The organism is Symbiobacterium turbinis (assembly GCF_055383075.1).
In genome coordinates, this window is the sequence record NZ_AP042433.1 from 2,143,576 (window position 1) to 2,158,415 (window position 14,840).

Genomic DNA, 14,840 nt, shown 5'->3' on the forward strand with positions numbered 1-14,840 from the left:
GATCTGCCGCCCGGGGCGGGGGTTGGCGCTAAAGAATCGCGTTCAGGAACGCCGCCGTGCGGGGATGCTGCGGGTTGCTGAAAAGCTGCTTCGGCGCGCCCTGCTCCACGAGCTGGCCCTCGTCCATGAAGAGCACACGGTCGCATACCTCCCGGGCGAAGCCCATCTCGTGGGTGACCACCATCATCGTCATGCCGTCGAGCGCCAGCCGCTTCATCACCTCCAGCACCTCCTTGACCATCTCCGGGTCCAGGGCGGAGGTGGGCTCGTCGAAAAGCATGACCTCGGGGTTCATGGCCAGGGCCCGGGCGATGGCCACCCGCTGCTTCTGCCCGCCGGAGAGGCTGTCGGGGTAGGCGGCGGCCTTGTCCCGGAGCCCGACGCGGGCCAGAAGCTCCAGGGCGCGGTCCTCGGCGTCCTTCGCCGAAAGGCGGCCGGTCAGCACGGGCGCCAGCGTCACGTTGCGGAGCACCGTCATGTGCGGGAAGAGGTTGAAGTGCTGAAAGACCATCCCCACGCGCTGCCGAAGGCGGTTGACGTCGAAGCCCGGCGCCGTGATCTCCTCCCCGTCCACCACGATGGAGCCCGCGGTGGGCTGCTCCAGCAGGTTGACGCAACGCAGCAGGGTCGACTTGCCCGAGCCGGACGGGCCGATGAGCGCGACCACCTCGCCCCGGGCCACCTCCAGGTCGATGCCCCGCAGCACTTCCAGCTTGCCGAAGGACTTCTGCAGGTTGCTAATGCGAATCACTGTGGCCCAGCCTCCTCTCCATCAGCCGGACGAGCTGCGAGGTGATGCCGGTGAGCACCAGGTAGTACACGGCCGCCACCAGCAGCGCGGGGAAGACGGCGAAGTGCGCCGTGCCCACCGTCTTCGCCTTGAACATGATGTCGGCGATGCCCAGCACCGAGATGACCGACGACTCCTTGATGAGCGACGCGAACTCATTCGCCAGCGGCGGCAGGGCGCGGCGGAAGGCCTGGGGCAGGATGATGTGGCGCATGGTCTGCACGAAGGTGAGCCCCAGGGAGCGGCCCGCCTCCATCTGCCCCCGGTCGATGGACTCGATGGCGCCGCGGGCGATCTCGGCCACGTACGCGCCGCTGTTCAGCGAGAGCGCGATGATGCCGGCGGTCATGGCAGGCAGGTCGAGGCGGAAGAGGTAGATGGGCCCGTAGTACATGAGGTAAAGCTGCACCAGGAACGGCGTGCCGCGGATGACCTCCACGTAGAGGGTGGCCAGGCCGTAGAGCAGGCGCAGCACAGGGTTCGCCGGTTTCTGGCTGCGCACCAGCCCCACGACCAGGCCGATCATGGTGCCGAAGAGAATGCCCAGGGCCGAGATCTGGAGGGTGATCTTGACCCCCTGGAAGATGATCGGAACGAACACGGGTATGATGTCCCAGCGCATCGCGGATCTCCCTTCAAAAGGCCCCCAGACCGCCGTTCCCCTGGCGGCCCGGGGGCCCCGTTCGTCTTCGGAGCAGGCCTCTACTCCTCTGCCTTGGCCTCAGGCGGCGGCGCCACCTCGTACTTCTCAATCAGCTGATCGATGGTACCGTTCGCCTGCAGCTTGGCGAGGATATCATTGACGGCTTCCCGGAGTTCGTCGTCGCCCTTCTTGAAGGCCACGGCGTTCTCTTCCTTGGTGAGTTCGAAGGCCACGGTCAGCTCCGGCCGGGAGGCAGCGTAGTTCTTGACCACGGCGTAATCGCCCACCACGGCATCGACGCGGCCCGCGACCAGGTCGAGCACGGCGGCCTCAAAGAGTTCATAGGAGCGCACCTCGGCCCCCTCGATCTCCTTCGCCGCGATCTCGCCGGTAGTGCCCAGCTGCACGCCGATGGTCTTTCCGCTCAGGTCCTCCGCGGCCGCGATGCTCCCCTCGCTGCCGGCGGGGACCATCACCGACTGGGCGGTCATCCAGTACGGGTCGGAGAAGTCCACCGACTCCAGCCGGTCAGGCGTGATGGTCATGGCGGAGATCACCATGTCCGCCTTGCCGGCGTCCAGGTCGAGCAGCAGCGTGTCGAAGATGCCCTCCTTGATCTCCAGCTTTACGCCCAGTTCGGTGGCGATGGCCTCGGCCAGCTCCATCTCCCAGCCGACAATCTTATCTTGACCGTCGATGATGGCGTGGTACTCAAACGGCGGGTAATCCGCGCTGGTGGCCACGACGATCTTGCCGCTCTGCTTGATCTGCTCGAGGCGGCTCGCCGGGGCCTCGGCCTGCTGGCCGTTGTCAGGAGGGGCGGCCTGCTGATCGCCGGGCTGCGCGCCGCCGCAGGCGGCCAGGATCAGGGTAAGCAGGGTTCCCAGGGCAAGGGTGCGGATCTTCTTCATGATCATCTTCTCCTTAAAGGCATGTCCTCAACAGTGTTGAGAGAGAATATACACCCCGCCGCATAAATATGCAAGGGCGAAGCCCGAACACGCACACTTCCGAATTGACGCGTCTGCGGACAAAATGGCGCAGGGGGCGAGACTCGTGTCTCGCCCCCTGCATGTGCGACGGAGGGCCACCACTCCTCCGCCTGGCAAAACCATGCTGGATCGGGGGCCGCCACTCCCCCTACCAGCGCCGGCCGGGTCACCACTCCGGCCGGGAATCGTGGCCGTCTCAGGCTCACCGCACCGCTACAGTCAGCCCGCTACGACCACAGGTCGCCTACAGTGGCGACTACCAGAGATTATACCATGTCCACCTTCACAGCGCGAGAATCATTTTTCGCTATGTATTCTTTATCAACAGTCCCATCTAAGGATAGCTATGGATAAGCGCGCATCTCACCGATAAACGGCATAAATCGCAGCGATAGAGAGTTCCCCTTGGACACCGGCAGCGCCGATCGGTTACTTTATTGCTAGAAAGGGGTGTCAATTCCATGAACCGACCGCGCGTCTGCGTCTGGTGTGGCTCGGCCATCGCAGATGAGCAGGACGAACACCGCAGACTGTGCCCGGAGTGCAGCCAGGTAGACGAGTTGGAGTCCGCGACTCCACTGTATCCCGTCGGTGAAAGACAACCCTTCCAGGACTAAATCCAAAGGCCCCCGACGGCGCCGGTGCGCCGCGGGGGCCTGGCTCATTCCGCGTCAAGACTCAGCGATGGTCACCGACTCGATCCGGATCTCCTCCTGCGGCTTCGACCGCTCACCGCCAAAGCTGGGGCCCACCGGCACCGAAGCCAGGGCCTCCACCACGTCCATCCCCTCCACCACCCGGCCGAACTGGGTGTAGTGGGGGTACTGGTTCAGGCCGGCCGCCTGCGGACCGGAGCAGATGAAGAACTGGCTGCCGTTGGTGTTGGGGCCGGCGTTGGCCATGGCCACGATACCCGGTTCGTAGGGATGCTTCGGCGGAAGCTCGTCCGGGAACTGGTAGCCGGGGCCGCCGCGCCCGGTGCCCGTCGGGTCGCCGGTCTGGATCATGAAGGGCTTGATGACCCGGTGAAACTTCACCCCGTCGTAGAAGCCCTGCCGGGCCAGGAAGACGAAGTTGTTGACGGTGAGGGGCGCCTCATCCGCCCACAGCTCGATGACGATCTCACCTTTCGTGGTCTTCAGGGTCGCGCGGTACTCCTTCTCCGGGTCGATCTGCATCGGGGGAGGGGAGCTCCACTGCTTGGCCAAGGGAATCCTCCTTTTGCTGGATATGGATATCCTGTGCGGGAATGGCGATCTTGATGCCATTCTCCCGGAAGGCCTTCAGAATCTGCATGTTCAGCTCATCCGTCGTGCGGAACCGGTTCGTATAGGAATCGACCCAGCAACTCATGAAGAGGTCCAGGGAGTAGGTATTGAAGGCGCTGAGCCAGACCCCCGGGGCCGGGTCCTTCAAGACCGCCGGATGGCTCTCGAGCACTTCCCGCAGCACCCGCTTGGCCTTCTCGATGTCGGTGTCGTAGGTCACGCGGATGGTCTGCCGAATCGCCGCCTCGGGCGTGGGCAGCGCGTAGTTGATCACGCGCGTGTTGGCCATGTCCCGGTTGGGCACGACGATGGCGGTGCCGTCAAACTGCCGGATGCGGGTGGTGCGCAGACCGATCTCCACCACCACGCCCACCTTGCCGTCGCTCAGTTCGATCCAGTCGTTCACACGGAACGGCCGGTCGATCAGGATGGCCAGGCCTCCCAGCAGGTTGGAGAGCGTCTCCTGCGACGCGAGGGCGATGGCCGCCGTGGCGACGCCGGCGGTCGCAACCAGGGCCGAGATGGAGACGCCGAACAGCTCCAGCACGATGGAGAGCGCGAAGAAGTAGATGACGATCGCCACCAGCTTCCTCACCATCGGCCCCAGTTCCTGGTCCCACGTGCCGCCGCTGCGCCCGGCCAGCTCGTGCAGGTACCAGTCGATCGCGGCCATCAGCAGGGCGTTGACCAGCACAGCCACCGCCAGCACCACCAGCGCCTCGACCAGATTGCCGACGACCGCGAACTGCGCGGCGTACCGTCCCCCCGCCCCGAACGCAGGGATGGCGCTGCCAAGGGACATCAGCGCGAGGCGGAAACCCAGCGCGAGGATGACCCAGCGCACCGCCGGCGCGCCGGCCTCCACCAGGCGGTCGTCCAGGGTGTTGTTGGAGCGGCTGACCACCCGTTCCGCGATCCAGCGCAGGATCCGCTTCGCCAGCCCGGCCACGAACCAGGTCACCACCAGATGGAGGGCGAAGACGGCCCAGGCCAGCCAGTACTGCTCAAACGCTGCACGCACGTTCTGTAGCCATAGTTCCACGATGATTCCCCCGCATGTCAACGTCGTCGTTTACATATTAGGTGTAAGCGGCGGCAGGAAGCAAGGGCTCGCCGTGAGCTGTGGGACGTAAGCAGATGCCACCTGACCCGGCGGGTCAGGTGGCAGTCCTGTTGTCGGCGATACGGCTGGCTATTCCACGATGCCCACGCTCTTCAGGAAGTCGCGGGCCACCTGATCAACGGGCTCCTCGAGAGAGTCCACCCGGTAGTTCAGCTCCTGCATCGTCTCGTCCGTCAAGGTTCCGGCCAGTTCGTTGAGGGCCTCCATGAGCTCGGGGTGGGCCTCCACGGCGTCCATGCGCACCAGGTAGCCGCCGTTGTAGGGCGGGAAGAACTGCTTGTCGTCCTCCAGGATCACCATGTCGAACTCCTTCAGCTTGCCGTCGGTTGCGTACGCATCGATGATGTCGACGTCGCCGTTCTCCACAGCCTTGTAACGCAGCCCGATCTGCATGGTGGCCACATCCTTGAACTGGAACCCATAGGTCGCCACGAGGGGCTCGTAACCGTCCACCGTACGGGCCATGAACTCATTGCTGGTGCCGAAGACCAGCTGGTCATCGACCTCCAGCAGGTCGGAGAAGGTCTTCAGGCTGTACTGCTCCGCGATCTCGCGGGGAACGGCCAGGGTATAGGTGTTGTTCATGCCCAGGGGCTCCGACCAGGTCAGCCCGAACTTCTCCTCGGTCTCCTTCTTCACCAGCTCGTACAGACCGGCGGGGTCGGTAATCGGGTCCGTCTTCTGCAGGTGGGCGCTGTATGCCGTACCGTCATATTCGGCGTAGAGCGTCAGGTCGCCGGTCTTCAGGCCATTGAAGGTCACCGTGGTGCCGCCGAGGTTGAGCTTGCGCTCCACCTGCAGGTCGGTCTTGGCCTCGATCACCTGTGCGGCGATCTCGCCCAGGAGAATGGACTCGGTAAAGTCCTTCGAACCCACGATCACCTTGCCGCTGCCCGCGGCATTGGACCCGCCGGAGCCGCCGCACCCGGCGAGCAGCGTCACGGAGAGCAGAAGACCGGTAAGCATATAAACTATTCGACGCTTAGACATATCTGAAGCGGATCCTCCTTAACTCTGATTGGTATGCGGGACCAGGGTTGTCAACCGGCCTGTCGCAGGCCTCGCGGCGTCAGCCGCCGCTCCAGGGCGCTCATGCCCAGATCGGCGATCACCGCCAGAAGCGCCGCCGGCAGGGCGCCGGCCAGGATCATCTTGTCCTGCACCCGGTCAATGCCCGCAAAGATCTCGGAACCCAGACCGCCCGCACCGGCCAGCGACATGATGGACGCCGTGCCGATGGCGATAACGGTGGCCAGCCGCACCCCCACCGCCGCGATCGGCAGGGCCAGCGGCAGCTGCACCATGCGCAGAATCTGCCAGCGGGTCATGCCCATTCCGGTAGCCGCCTCGATGAGCGCCGGATCGATGGAGATGATGGCCGTATAGGTCGACCGGATGATCGGCATCAGCGTGTACAAGAACAGGCAGAAGATGCCGGTCGCGGGGCTGAGGCCGAGAAACAGCATCACGAAGCCGATCATGGCCAGCGCAGGGATGGTCTGCAGCGCGTTGGCCACCCAGAGCACCGGCTCGGCCAGCCTCCGGAAGCGGGTGATGAGATAGCCAGCGGGCACGCCGACCAGTACGCCGTAGAACACGGCCAGCAGAGCCAGCTTCAGGTGCTGCCCCGTCAGGCTCAGCAGGCGCGGCCACTGTGCCTCCACATACAATATCAAGTCATGAAGCAGTTCCATTGCTCGTCTGCCCCCTCCCTAAACCCGGAGTCCACGCGGGATCACCCTGCGCTCCAGGCGTCCCAGAAGGAAGTCAGCCAGCAGCGCCATGATCGTGACCGGAAGGGCGCCGGCGAGGATCAGCTTGGGCGAGACCATGGCAAAACCGCTCAGAATAGGCTCTCCCAGGCCGCCGGCCCCCACGAACGCGGCGAGGGTCGCCCAGCCGATAATGAGCACAGTCGAGGTGCGGATGCCGCTCATGATAACCCGGAAGGCGAGGGGCAGTTCGACCATGAACAGCATCTGCCGGGCCGTCATCCCCATTCCCCGGGCGGCCTCCTTGACGGACGGATCCACACCCATCAGGCCCTTGTAGGTGTTGCTCAGAATCGGCAGCAGCGCGTAGAGAAACAGCGCCGTCAGCGCAGGCCTCGCGCCGATGCCGAGAACCGGAATCATGAAGGCCAGCAGCGCCACGGCCGGCAGCGTCTGAAACAGACCCACCACGGTGATGACCGGGTCGGCCACGCGCCGGTTCCGGCTCAGCAGAATGCCCAGGGGCACCGCCACCGCGATCGCCAGCAGAACAGCCGAGAGGGAAAGCGACAGGTGCTCGCCGGTGAGGCGGAGCAGCTTCTCCCACGTGATCATGCCGTCGCCCCCCCGGCCCCTGCGGTGCGGGAGAGGGTGCCGACCAGCGACGTGTTGGTCACCAGCCCCTGCAGCCGGCCCTGCTCATCCACCACCGGCAGCAACTCCAGCCGCTCCAGCAGCATCCGCTGCACCGCGTGGGTGACCGGCTGGTGCGGCTGAACCGTGGTCAGCCGGGTCGCCATGACCTCGCCCAGGGTACGGTGCAAGGCCATGCCCTGCTCGATGGCCCGGGCGGTGACGATGCCCAGCAGCTTGCCGTCCTCGTCCACCACCAGCACCGAGTTGACCCGCCGCTTCCGCATGGTGGCCACCGCCTCCGCGAGGCCGTACCCCGGCGGGGCCGAGACCGGATCCTTGATCATGATGTCGCCCACGGTGAGGGACTCCGCCGACGCCACCATCCGGTCGCGGCCGACGAACTGCGCCACGAACTCGTCCTTGGGGTTCCGCAGCAGCTCCTCGGGGGTGGCCACCTGGTGGATCCGGCCGTCCTTCATCACCACGATCCGGTCGGCCAGCTTCAGGGCCTCGTCCATGTCGTGGGTGACGAAGACCACCGTCTTCTTCAGCTTCGCCTGGAGCCGCTTCAGCTCGTCCTGCAGCGTCTCCCGGGTGATCGGGTCGAGCGCGCCGAAGGGCTCGTCCATCAGGATCAGGTCGGGCTCGGCGGCCAGGGCCCTGAGCACGCCCACCCGCTGCTGCTGCCCGCCGGAGAGCTCCCGCGGGTAGCGGTCGCGGTAAGTGGCGGGGTCGAGGCCCACCATCTCCAGCAGTTCATCGACCCGCGCCGCCCGCCGGGCCGCGTCCCAGCCCAGCAGCCTGGGCACCAGCTCGATGTTCTGGGCGATGGTGAGATGCGGAAAGAGGCCGACCTGCTGAATCACGTAGCCGATGTTGCGCCTGAGCTCCACGGGGTTGACCGTGGCGATGTCGCGCCCGTCCACATAAATCGTGCCGGACGTCGGCTCGTGCAGCCGGTTGATCATCTTCATCGTGGTCGTCTTGCCGCAGCCGGAGGGGCCGATCAGGCAGACGAACTCACCGCGCGCAACGTGCAGGTTCAGCTCCTGGACCGCCTTCGTGCCGTCGGGGTAGACCTTGGATACGTTCTCAAAGCGAACCATGTACGCAATTACCCCCTTCTGTCACTACAGCGCAGAGCTGGCAGCAAACCAACAACCCTACCATAGCGGATGGGTTGGCAGTTGTCAACCCCGTTAACTATTTGCGCGTGCATATCCGCCGCGCAGGAAGGACAAAAAACAGGGAAGCCCATCCGCCAGGCGCCTGGCGATGGGCTTCGCCGATTAATGCGGGACCGCAGGATAGAGCTTAGGACTCCAGCGCGGGAACCGCGGTAGCGGACAGCAGTTCACGACAGCGGGCGCGGGCTGCATCGGAGCCCACGATGGTCAGCACGTCGCCGGCCTTCAGCTCCATGTCAGCCAGGGGCGAGAAGTACTCCTCATCGCCGCGGATGATGGCCACGGCGGTCACCCCCGTCGAGGTGCGCAGCCGGATCTCGCCCAGCGAGCGGCCGACGGCCCAGGAATCGCCCGAGAGCACGAGCTCCTCCACGTGGCGGGTGCCCACGGCTCCGGCCGTGTGCTTCAGCAGGCGGTCAAGGGCCATCTCGATCTGCTCGTCGAGGCGTCTGCGCTCACGCAGCAGTTTGCGGAGCTCCCGGATCTCCTGCTCCACCCGGAACTGGATGCCCACGGAGTCCACATACTCCTGCGCAGCCACCTGGGAGAGGATGCGAATGCCGGAGCCGGCCACCGCCTTCACCACACCGCGCTCGTGCAGGATCGCCACAGCCCGGCGGATGGTCTCGGGCGATACCTGATAGGTGCCGGCCAGGGTGGAACGCCCCAGGAGCCGGCTGCCCTCCGCCAGCTCTCCGCACGCGATGCGCCGCGCCAGGTCCAGTGCAATGGCCTCGTACCTCGGCAGACCGGTCTGCTCCCGCTTCACATACGTCAGCTCCCCTGTTACTTGTCACATTTCTATCGTATCACAGGTCTGAAAAGGTGCAAGGGGAGCCCCATCCTCAGGCCGCTTCCTGCGGGCGGTAGAGCGCCCTGCAGGTCCGCACGCTCAGCAGGTAATACGCGCCGTAAACGACCCCGAAGATGGCCAGGGTGAGCAGGGCCGCTGGGCCCACCGTGTCGTACATGGCCTCCCTGAGCAGCGCCCGGTTCAGCGCGGTCAGGGCTACGCCCGAGTGGAGCAGGGCCACCGCGACCGGCGTCAGGAACCAGAGCCCCACCTGCCGGATGATGAGGCCCCGCATCATGGCGTCATCCACGCCCAGCTTGTGCAGCACCGTGAACCGCTGTCGGTGCTCCAGGGCGTCGGTCACCTGTTGAAGGGCCAGCAGCGTGGCGGAGATGAGGATGAACATGATGCCCACGTAGAAGGAGAAGAACACCAGGATGCCCTCGATCATGTAGACGCTCCCCATCGTCTCGGCCCGGGAGGCAAACGAGATCCACCCGTCCTCCGGCCAGTGCTGCCTCACCCAGATCCTGGCCGCCTCCTCCAGGTCGGGGGGCGCCACGCCCGGCGCCTCGGCCACCAGGTGCCGTTCGAACAGGTGCAGATCGTCCTCGGGCGCCGCGTCCAGCAGGGCCTCCAGCACCGCATCCGGCACCACCAGCAGCGGGCCGGCGAAGACCAGTTGGGCGCCCAGGGGCTCGGTGAAGACCTGCGGGGCGGCAGGCCGCAGCGTGACCCCGGCCAGCTCCACGGGCTGTCCCGCCGCCACCGCCCGCTCCCAGGCGTCGAGGCTGGTGGCCGCAGCCGGGTGGCCGCTGCTGAACGCGTGCACCAGGTAGCCGTCCCCGGCCGGGGGCGCACCCGTGCCGCCGTCCCCTGTCGGGAGCACGTCCGGGTAGCCCTTCAGGGCCCGCAGGGCCCGGTAGGCGGAGTAGGGTATCGCCCGGGCGTGCACAAAGGCCGGGTAGCCCCCCTCCTCGTCCGCCCGGAACCGCTCTGCGTCATCCGGCAGCATCAGGTCGGCCCCCTGCACCTCAGTGTAGGCCGCCACGAACTCGGCCACCTGCCCATCCGCAACGCCGTGCTCAGCCAGAATCGCCCGCAGCCCGCTGTAGTCCTGGTCGAGTTCGGTGCTGACCACCATGTAGCTGAAGGGCACTTCGCCCTCCACCCCCTGGCGGATCGCCGCGCCGATGCCCAGGCCGGTGGACATGGCGCAGATCGTGAAGGTGAGCATGAGGGAGATGGTGGCCAGCATCGCCGCGTGGGTATTGATCTTGCTGGTCACCTGCCGGTAGAGGAAGAGGTTGAACCCCCGGGCCAGCCAGCCCGAGGCGGCCCGGCGGACGCCGGTCAGGAGCCCCGCCAGCGCCGCGAAGAGCAGGTACGTGCCCACCACCCCGAGCACGATCCCCAGCGAGACGCGCGGGTCGGTGGGGTCGAGCCCGGTGGTGCGGCTCACCCGGTCGGCCAGCCAGTAGGCCGTCCCCAGGGTCCCGGCGCCGAGCAGCCCGGCGGTGATGGCCAGCGGCCGGCTCCGCAGCCGGATCTCCTCGTTCTTCCGCACGCCGTTGATCAGCTCGATCAGCCGCTGCCGGTAGACCGCCGCCGCCTGCCAGAGCGCCACGGCCAGGAACATGGCGCCGTAGAGGATGAGGGTACGGAGGGCGGCCCCGGCCGAGTAGACGACGCCCCGCTCCGCAACCTGCGCGTGCAGCACCTGCTCCACGATGAGGCCGAAGCCCTGCGACAGCGCCACACCCAGGGCCAGGCCCACCCCCAGGGCCGCCGCGCCGATGGCGGCGACCTCGGCCAGGAGCAGCAGCGCCAGCCGCCCCTGCTCCATGCCCAGCAGCATGTAGGTGCCCAGCTCCCGGCTCCGCTTCCGTACGATGACCCGGTTGGCGTAGAGCACCAGCAGGGCCACCACCCCGGTCATGATGGTGGTCATCCACTCCAGGGCCGCCACCGCGCCCCGGGCCATGCGCCGCTGGCTCTCGGAGAGACTCAGGAAGGCGGGCTGATCCGGCACAGAATTGAACACGTAGAAAATAGCGACTGCGAACACGAGGGTCATGAAGTAGATGGCGTAGTCCCGGAGGCTGCGCCGCAGGTTCCGCCAGGCAAGCCTAAAGTACATCCGTCCCGCCTCCCCCCAGCTCGGCCAGCACGCCGAGGATCCGGTCGAAGAAGCGCTTCCTGGGCGCGTCGCCCCGCACCAGCTCGGTGAAGAGCCTGCCGTCCTTGATGAAGAGGATGCGCCTGCAGTAGCTCGCGGCCACGGGGTCGTGGGTGACCAGCAGGATGGTGGCCTGCAGCTCGCCGTTCAGGTCGGCGAGCGCCTCCAGCAGGTCCCGGGCCGCACGGGAGTCCAGGTTGCCGGTGGGCTCGTCCGCCAGCACCAGGTCCGGCTCGGTGATGAGCGCGCGGGCGGCCGCGGCCCGCTGCTTCTGGCCGCCCGAGACCTGGTACGGGAACCGGTCCAGGGCCTCTTCCAGCCCCAGCCGCCGCGCCATGGCGTCCACCCGGCGGTCGATCTCCCGGGCCGGCGCCCCGGCGATGGAGAGGGCGAGGCCGATGTTCTCACGGAGGGTCAGGGTGTCCAGCAGGTTGAAGTCCTGGAAGATGAAGCCCAGCCGCTCCCTGCGGAAGCGGGCCAGCTCCCGGCGCCCCAGGGCGGTCACCTCCCGGCCGCCGATCCAGACCCGGCCGGACGTGGGCGTGTCAATCGTGGAGATCACGTTCAGCAGCGTCGTCTTCCCGGAGCCGGAGGGGCCCATCACCCCCACGAACTCCCCCCGGTCGACGGCCAGGCTGACGCCGCGCAGGGCATGGGTGACGCTCCCGCGCGTCCCGTACTGCTTGGTGAGGTCGACGACCTCCAGAGTCCTTTCTGCACCAGGCACAGCCGTATCCCTCCATGCACTGAGTTCCTGCGCACAAGCATAGACGGCGCGGCTTGCGAACCCCGGTGCAGAGGGCTTAAGGTTGGCATGCGAAAACCTTACGGTTTCTTTAGGAGGTGCGGCACCCGCCTTTCGGTCTATGATGCCCGCTACTCAAGGTGATCGGCCCGGTCGGGGTGTCCGACCGGGCCTGATCTCTGCCGGCTGCATTACCACAGACCGATGATCTTCCACCAGACGCTGCCGGCGCCCAGCCAGACCACCAGGTTGATCAGGCTGGTGATGAAGCCGTTCTTCCACCACGTGGCCTGGTCGATGTACCCGGCGCCGAAGTAGATGGGCGCAGGGCCGGTGCCGTAGTGGGTCATGGAGGCGTTCAGCGAGTTGAAGAAACCCAGCACCAGGATGACCAGCTCCAGCGGCGCGCCTGCGCTGATGGCGACCAGGGCCAGCGGCACGAAGAAGGCCGTGGCGTGCGCCGTCATGGAGGCGATGAAGTAGTGCGCGTACTTGTAGGCGATGACCACCAGGATGAAGGCCAGGAACCAGGAGCCGATGCTGCCCAGGGCGGACTCCAGGGCGGTGGCCAGCCAGCCGATGAGGCCGACCTTGGAGAGACCGGCGGCCAGGCCGACCAGGCCGCCGAACCAGATCAGCGCATCCCAGCCGCCCTTCTCGGCCAGCACGTCCTGCCAGTCTATGACCCCCAGGATGAGCAGGATGGCCACGCCGAGCAGGGCGATCGCGGTGGCGTTGAGCCCCGTCCACTGGGCGGTCGCCCACAGCAGCAGGACCAGGATGAAGACGGTCAGCATCCCCTTCTCCGCCGTGGTCATCGGGCCCATCTTCGCCAGCTCCCTCTCCGCCAGGACCGGCGCCTCGGGCGAGTGCTTCAGTTCGGGGTTGAACAGCTTGTAGAAGATGTATGGCAGGATGGCGATGGAGATAATACCAGGTACCAGGGAGGCCCACAGCCAGCCCAGCCAGGTGACCTCGTAGCCGAAGTTCTCCTTGGCCAGGGTGGCGATCAGGGAATTGGGGGCCACGCCCGTCAGGAAGATGGCAGAGGTGACGACGCAGATCTGGAAGGAATTGAACATCAGGTACTGGCCGATCCGCCTCGCCGTGGGGCCGGGTTCCGAATCCATGGACGAGCAGAGCGACCGCACGATCGGGAAGAGAATGCCCCCGGCCCGGGCCGTATTGGACGGCGTCGCCGGCGCCAGCACCGTGTCAGAGAGCGCCAGGGCATAGCCCAGACCCAGCGTGGACTTCCCGAACGCCTTCACCAGCATGAAGGAGATGCGGCGGCCCAGCCCCGTCTTGATCAGACCCCGGGCGAAGAGGAACGCCGAGACGATCAGCCACACGGTGGAATCCTTGAATCCGTTCAGCGCATCGCCGATGGGGAGCGTCTTCGTGATCGCGGTGATCGCCACAGCCGTGATGACGACGGCGCCCTGGGGCATCGGCTGCAGAATCAGTCCGAGGATGGTCGCGATGAAGATGCCCAGCAGGTGCATGGCCACAGGTTCCAGGTCTCCGGGGGGCGGCAGCAGCCAGATGATCAGGCCCACTGCAACACAGATCAGACCACGGACGAGCTTGGAGCGGCTCTCGTTGCTCACACGAATCCCTCCTGTGCATCACGAGTGCATGCCGTTGTCCCGTGGTGGCACGTGGCCTGCCTTATGCGCTGCAAGATGGACGTCCAGTCGCCACACTTGCCTGTTAACTGCACGAATGCAAAGACCCAGGTCCTTGTGACTAATATCACACAATGGATTTGGTTGAGTCGTGCGATCATCAAATTATAACTATAAATTGCCTCAATGGTTCATTCGGGTAGTCGTTAGTGTCGGGTCCGAACTCGGTACGAAAGTCGACCATGTAGCCGTAATGATCATTTCATGGCTATATGCCTTGCAACCAATTGCAACCCGGCCTGCGACCGGGTTCCATTGAAGTTGAGATTCTCGAAAGGGGTGAGAGCATGGCGAAGGTTGATTCCGCGTCGAACCGGCCCGTGCGCAACTACGGGGACCTGAACCCGCGGTACTTCCGCACCGGCATGTGGTCGTTCGTCCTTCATCGGATCAGCGGCATTGCGATTTCCGTGTTCCTCCTGCTGCACATCTGGGAGATTACCTCGGTAGTGCGGGGCGGCGCGGAGGGCTTCACCAGTCAGATGGCCAGCATGGCCGCGAAACTCTGGGTCGTCGGCGAGTGGCTCCTGTTCCTGGCGCTTACCTTCCACGGCATCAACGGCATCCGGCTGATCCTCCTCGACCTGGGTTGGGGCGTACGCGAACACAAGCGCGGCTTCTGGACGGTCTTCGTGATCTCGGCAATCATCATCGCCGTTGGAAGCTACTTCTTCGTGATGCGCTTCCTGGCGTACCCGTGGGCCCGGTAAGCGGCGCCTGGTAGGAGGTGATTCAGGTGAAAGGAAGCCTGTGGGCTTGGATCTTCCACCGCATCACCGCCATTCTGTTGGTGGTGCTGGTGGCGATTCATTTTGGCATCATGCACTTCGTGGACCCCACTGCCGTGATTACCTTCGCCGACAGCCAGGTGCGGCTCCAGTCGGCGCTCTACATGCTGGTGGACGTGGGGCTGCTCGTCCTGGGCCTGTACCACGGCCTCAACGGCATCCGCAACGTCGTGCTGGACTACTGGCCGCGCGCCGGCAAGGCCGTCGGGTGGATCCTGACGCTCGTGGGCATCGTCGCCGTCGGCTACGGGTCCCTGGCCCTGAAAGCGTTTCTGACCCAGTAGTGACGCACCGGG

General features: G+C 65.8%; 15 protein-coding genes. 2 read left to right on the forward strand and 13 right to left on the reverse strand.

Going from position 1 to position 14,840, the window contains the following annotated elements; genetic code table 11:
* Positions 1–28: 28 nt before the first annotated feature.
* The 13 genes from ACZ45O_RS10200 to ACZ45O_RS10260 form a co-directional block, all read right to left on the reverse strand.
* The gene (locus tag ACZ45O_RS10200; protein ID WP_464852739.1) at positions 29–751 is read right to left on the reverse strand and encodes an amino acid ABC transporter ATP-binding protein; all 723 of its coding nucleotides are present in this window, start codon (positions 749–751) and stop codon (positions 29–31) included.
* Positions 738–1,412, reverse strand: coding sequence for an amino acid ABC transporter permease (locus ACZ45O_RS10205; protein ID WP_464852740.1), 675 nt, complete (start codon positions 1,410–1,412; stop codon positions 738–740). Before ACZ45O_RS10205 ends, ACZ45O_RS10200 begins: the two co-directional genes overlap by 14 nt.
* An 80-nt stretch (positions 1,413–1,492) precedes the next feature.
* Positions 1,493–2,344, reverse strand: coding sequence for a basic amino acid ABC transporter substrate-binding protein (locus tag ACZ45O_RS10210; RefSeq protein ID WP_464852741.1), 852 nt, complete (start codon positions 2,342–2,344; stop codon positions 1,493–1,495).
* A gap of 752 nt (positions 2,345–3,096) precedes the next feature.
* Positions 3,097–3,603 (reverse strand): peptidylprolyl isomerase, encoded by a 507-nt coding sequence (locus ACZ45O_RS10215; protein ID WP_464852742.1) that lies wholly within the window; start codon positions 3,601–3,603, stop codon positions 3,097–3,099.
* The gene (locus ACZ45O_RS10220) at positions 3,548–4,735 is read right to left on the reverse strand and encodes a mechanosensitive ion channel family protein (RefSeq protein WP_464852743.1); all 1,188 of its coding nucleotides are present in this window, start codon (positions 4,733–4,735) and stop codon (positions 3,548–3,550) included. Before ACZ45O_RS10220 ends, ACZ45O_RS10215 begins: the two co-directional genes overlap by 56 nt.
* Before the next feature lie 150 nt (positions 4,736–4,885).
* Positions 4,886–5,806 carry a glycine betaine ABC transporter substrate-binding protein gene (locus ACZ45O_RS10225; RefSeq protein WP_464852744.1) on the reverse strand — a complete coding sequence of 307 codons (921 nt, stop codon included), beginning with the start codon at positions 5,804–5,806 and terminating at the stop codon, positions 4,886–4,888.
* A 50-nt stretch (positions 5,807–5,856) separates the two neighbouring features.
* Positions 5,857–6,510 (reverse strand): ABC transporter permease, encoded by a 654-nt coding sequence (locus ACZ45O_RS10230; protein WP_464852745.1) that lies wholly within the window; start codon positions 6,508–6,510, stop codon positions 5,857–5,859.
* Between the two features lie 18 nt (positions 6,511–6,528).
* Positions 6,529–7,143, reverse strand: coding sequence for an ABC transporter permease (locus tag ACZ45O_RS10235; RefSeq protein WP_464852746.1), 615 nt, complete (start codon positions 7,141–7,143; stop codon positions 6,529–6,531).
* Entirely contained in the window at positions 7,140–8,270 is a 1,131-nt protein-coding gene (locus ACZ45O_RS10240; RefSeq protein ID WP_464852747.1) for an ABC transporter ATP-binding protein, read from the reverse strand. The genes ACZ45O_RS10235 and ACZ45O_RS10240 overlap by 4 nt, the downstream gene beginning before the upstream one ends.
* A gap of 208 nt (positions 8,271–8,478) precedes the next feature.
* Positions 8,479–9,120 carry a GntR family transcriptional regulator gene (locus ACZ45O_RS10245; protein WP_464852748.1) on the reverse strand — a complete coding sequence of 214 codons (642 nt, stop codon included), beginning with the start codon at positions 9,118–9,120 and terminating at the stop codon, positions 8,479–8,481.
* Between the two features lie 76 nt (positions 9,121–9,196).
* A complete protein-coding gene (locus ACZ45O_RS10250) occupies positions 9,197–11,284 on the reverse strand; it encodes an FtsX-like permease family protein (RefSeq protein ID WP_464852749.1) in 2,088 nt (695 codons plus the stop codon).
* Positions 11,274–12,050, reverse strand: coding sequence for an ABC transporter ATP-binding protein (locus ACZ45O_RS10255; RefSeq protein WP_464852750.1), 777 nt, complete (start codon positions 12,048–12,050; stop codon positions 11,274–11,276). The genes ACZ45O_RS10250 and ACZ45O_RS10255 overlap by 11 nt, the downstream gene beginning before the upstream one ends.
* Positions 12,051–12,259: 209 nt before the next feature.
* Positions 12,260–13,678, reverse strand: coding sequence for an anion permease (locus ACZ45O_RS10260; protein WP_464852751.1), 1,419 nt, complete (start codon positions 13,676–13,678; stop codon positions 12,260–12,262).
* Between the two features lie 365 nt (positions 13,679–14,043).
* Between ACZ45O_RS10260 and sdhC the strand changes: the two genes are divergently transcribed.
* Both sdhC and ACZ45O_RS10270 read left to right on the forward strand, forming a co-directional pair.
* On the forward strand, positions 14,044–14,466 hold the full coding sequence (gene sdhC, locus ACZ45O_RS10265) for a succinate dehydrogenase, cytochrome b556 subunit (RefSeq protein ID WP_464852753.1): 423 nt from the start codon (positions 14,044–14,046) through the stop codon (positions 14,464–14,466).
* Between the two features lie 26 nt (positions 14,467–14,492).
* Complete coding sequence (locus ACZ45O_RS10270) at positions 14,493–14,828, forward strand: succinate dehydrogenase hydrophobic membrane anchor subunit (RefSeq protein WP_464852754.1); 336 nt, start codon at positions 14,493–14,495, stop codon at positions 14,826–14,828.
* Positions 14,829–14,840 lie beyond the last annotated feature (12 nt).

Excerpts from the sequence above, each read along its gene's own strand:
- ACZ45O_RS10205 (WP_464852740.1), bottom strand. The coding sequence starts at position 1,412 with ATGCGCTGGGACATCATACCCGTGTTCGTTCCGATCATCTTCCAGGGG.
- ACZ45O_RS10210 (WP_464852741.1), bottom strand. The coding sequence starts at position 2,344 with ATGAAGAAGATCCGCACCCTTGCCCTGGGAACCCTGCTTACCCTGATC.
- ACZ45O_RS10215 (WP_464852742.1), bottom strand. The coding sequence starts at position 3,603 with ATGCAGATCGACCCGGAGAAGGAGTACCGCGCGACCCTGAAGACCACG.
- ACZ45O_RS10225 (WP_464852744.1), bottom strand. The coding sequence starts at position 5,806 with ATGTCTAAGCGTCGAATAGTTTATATGCTTACCGGTCTTCTGCTCTCC.
- ACZ45O_RS10230 (WP_464852745.1), bottom strand. The coding sequence starts at position 6,510 with ATGGAACTGCTTCATGACTTGATATTGTATGTGGAGGCACAGTGGCCG.
- ACZ45O_RS10235 (WP_464852746.1), bottom strand. The coding sequence starts at position 7,143 with ATGATCACGTGGGAGAAGCTGCTCCGCCTCACCGGCGAGCACCTGTCG.
- ACZ45O_RS10240 (WP_464852747.1), bottom strand. The coding sequence starts at position 8,270 with ATGGTTCGCTTTGAGAACGTATCCAAGGTCTACCCCGACGGCACGAAG.
- ACZ45O_RS10250 (WP_464852749.1), bottom strand. The coding sequence starts at position 11,284 with ATGTACTTTAGGCTTGCCTGGCGGAACCTGCGGCGCAGCCTCCGGGAC.
- sdhC (WP_464852753.1), top strand. The coding sequence starts at position 14,044 with ATGGCGAAGGTTGATTCCGCGTCGAACCGGCCCGTGCGCAACTACGGG.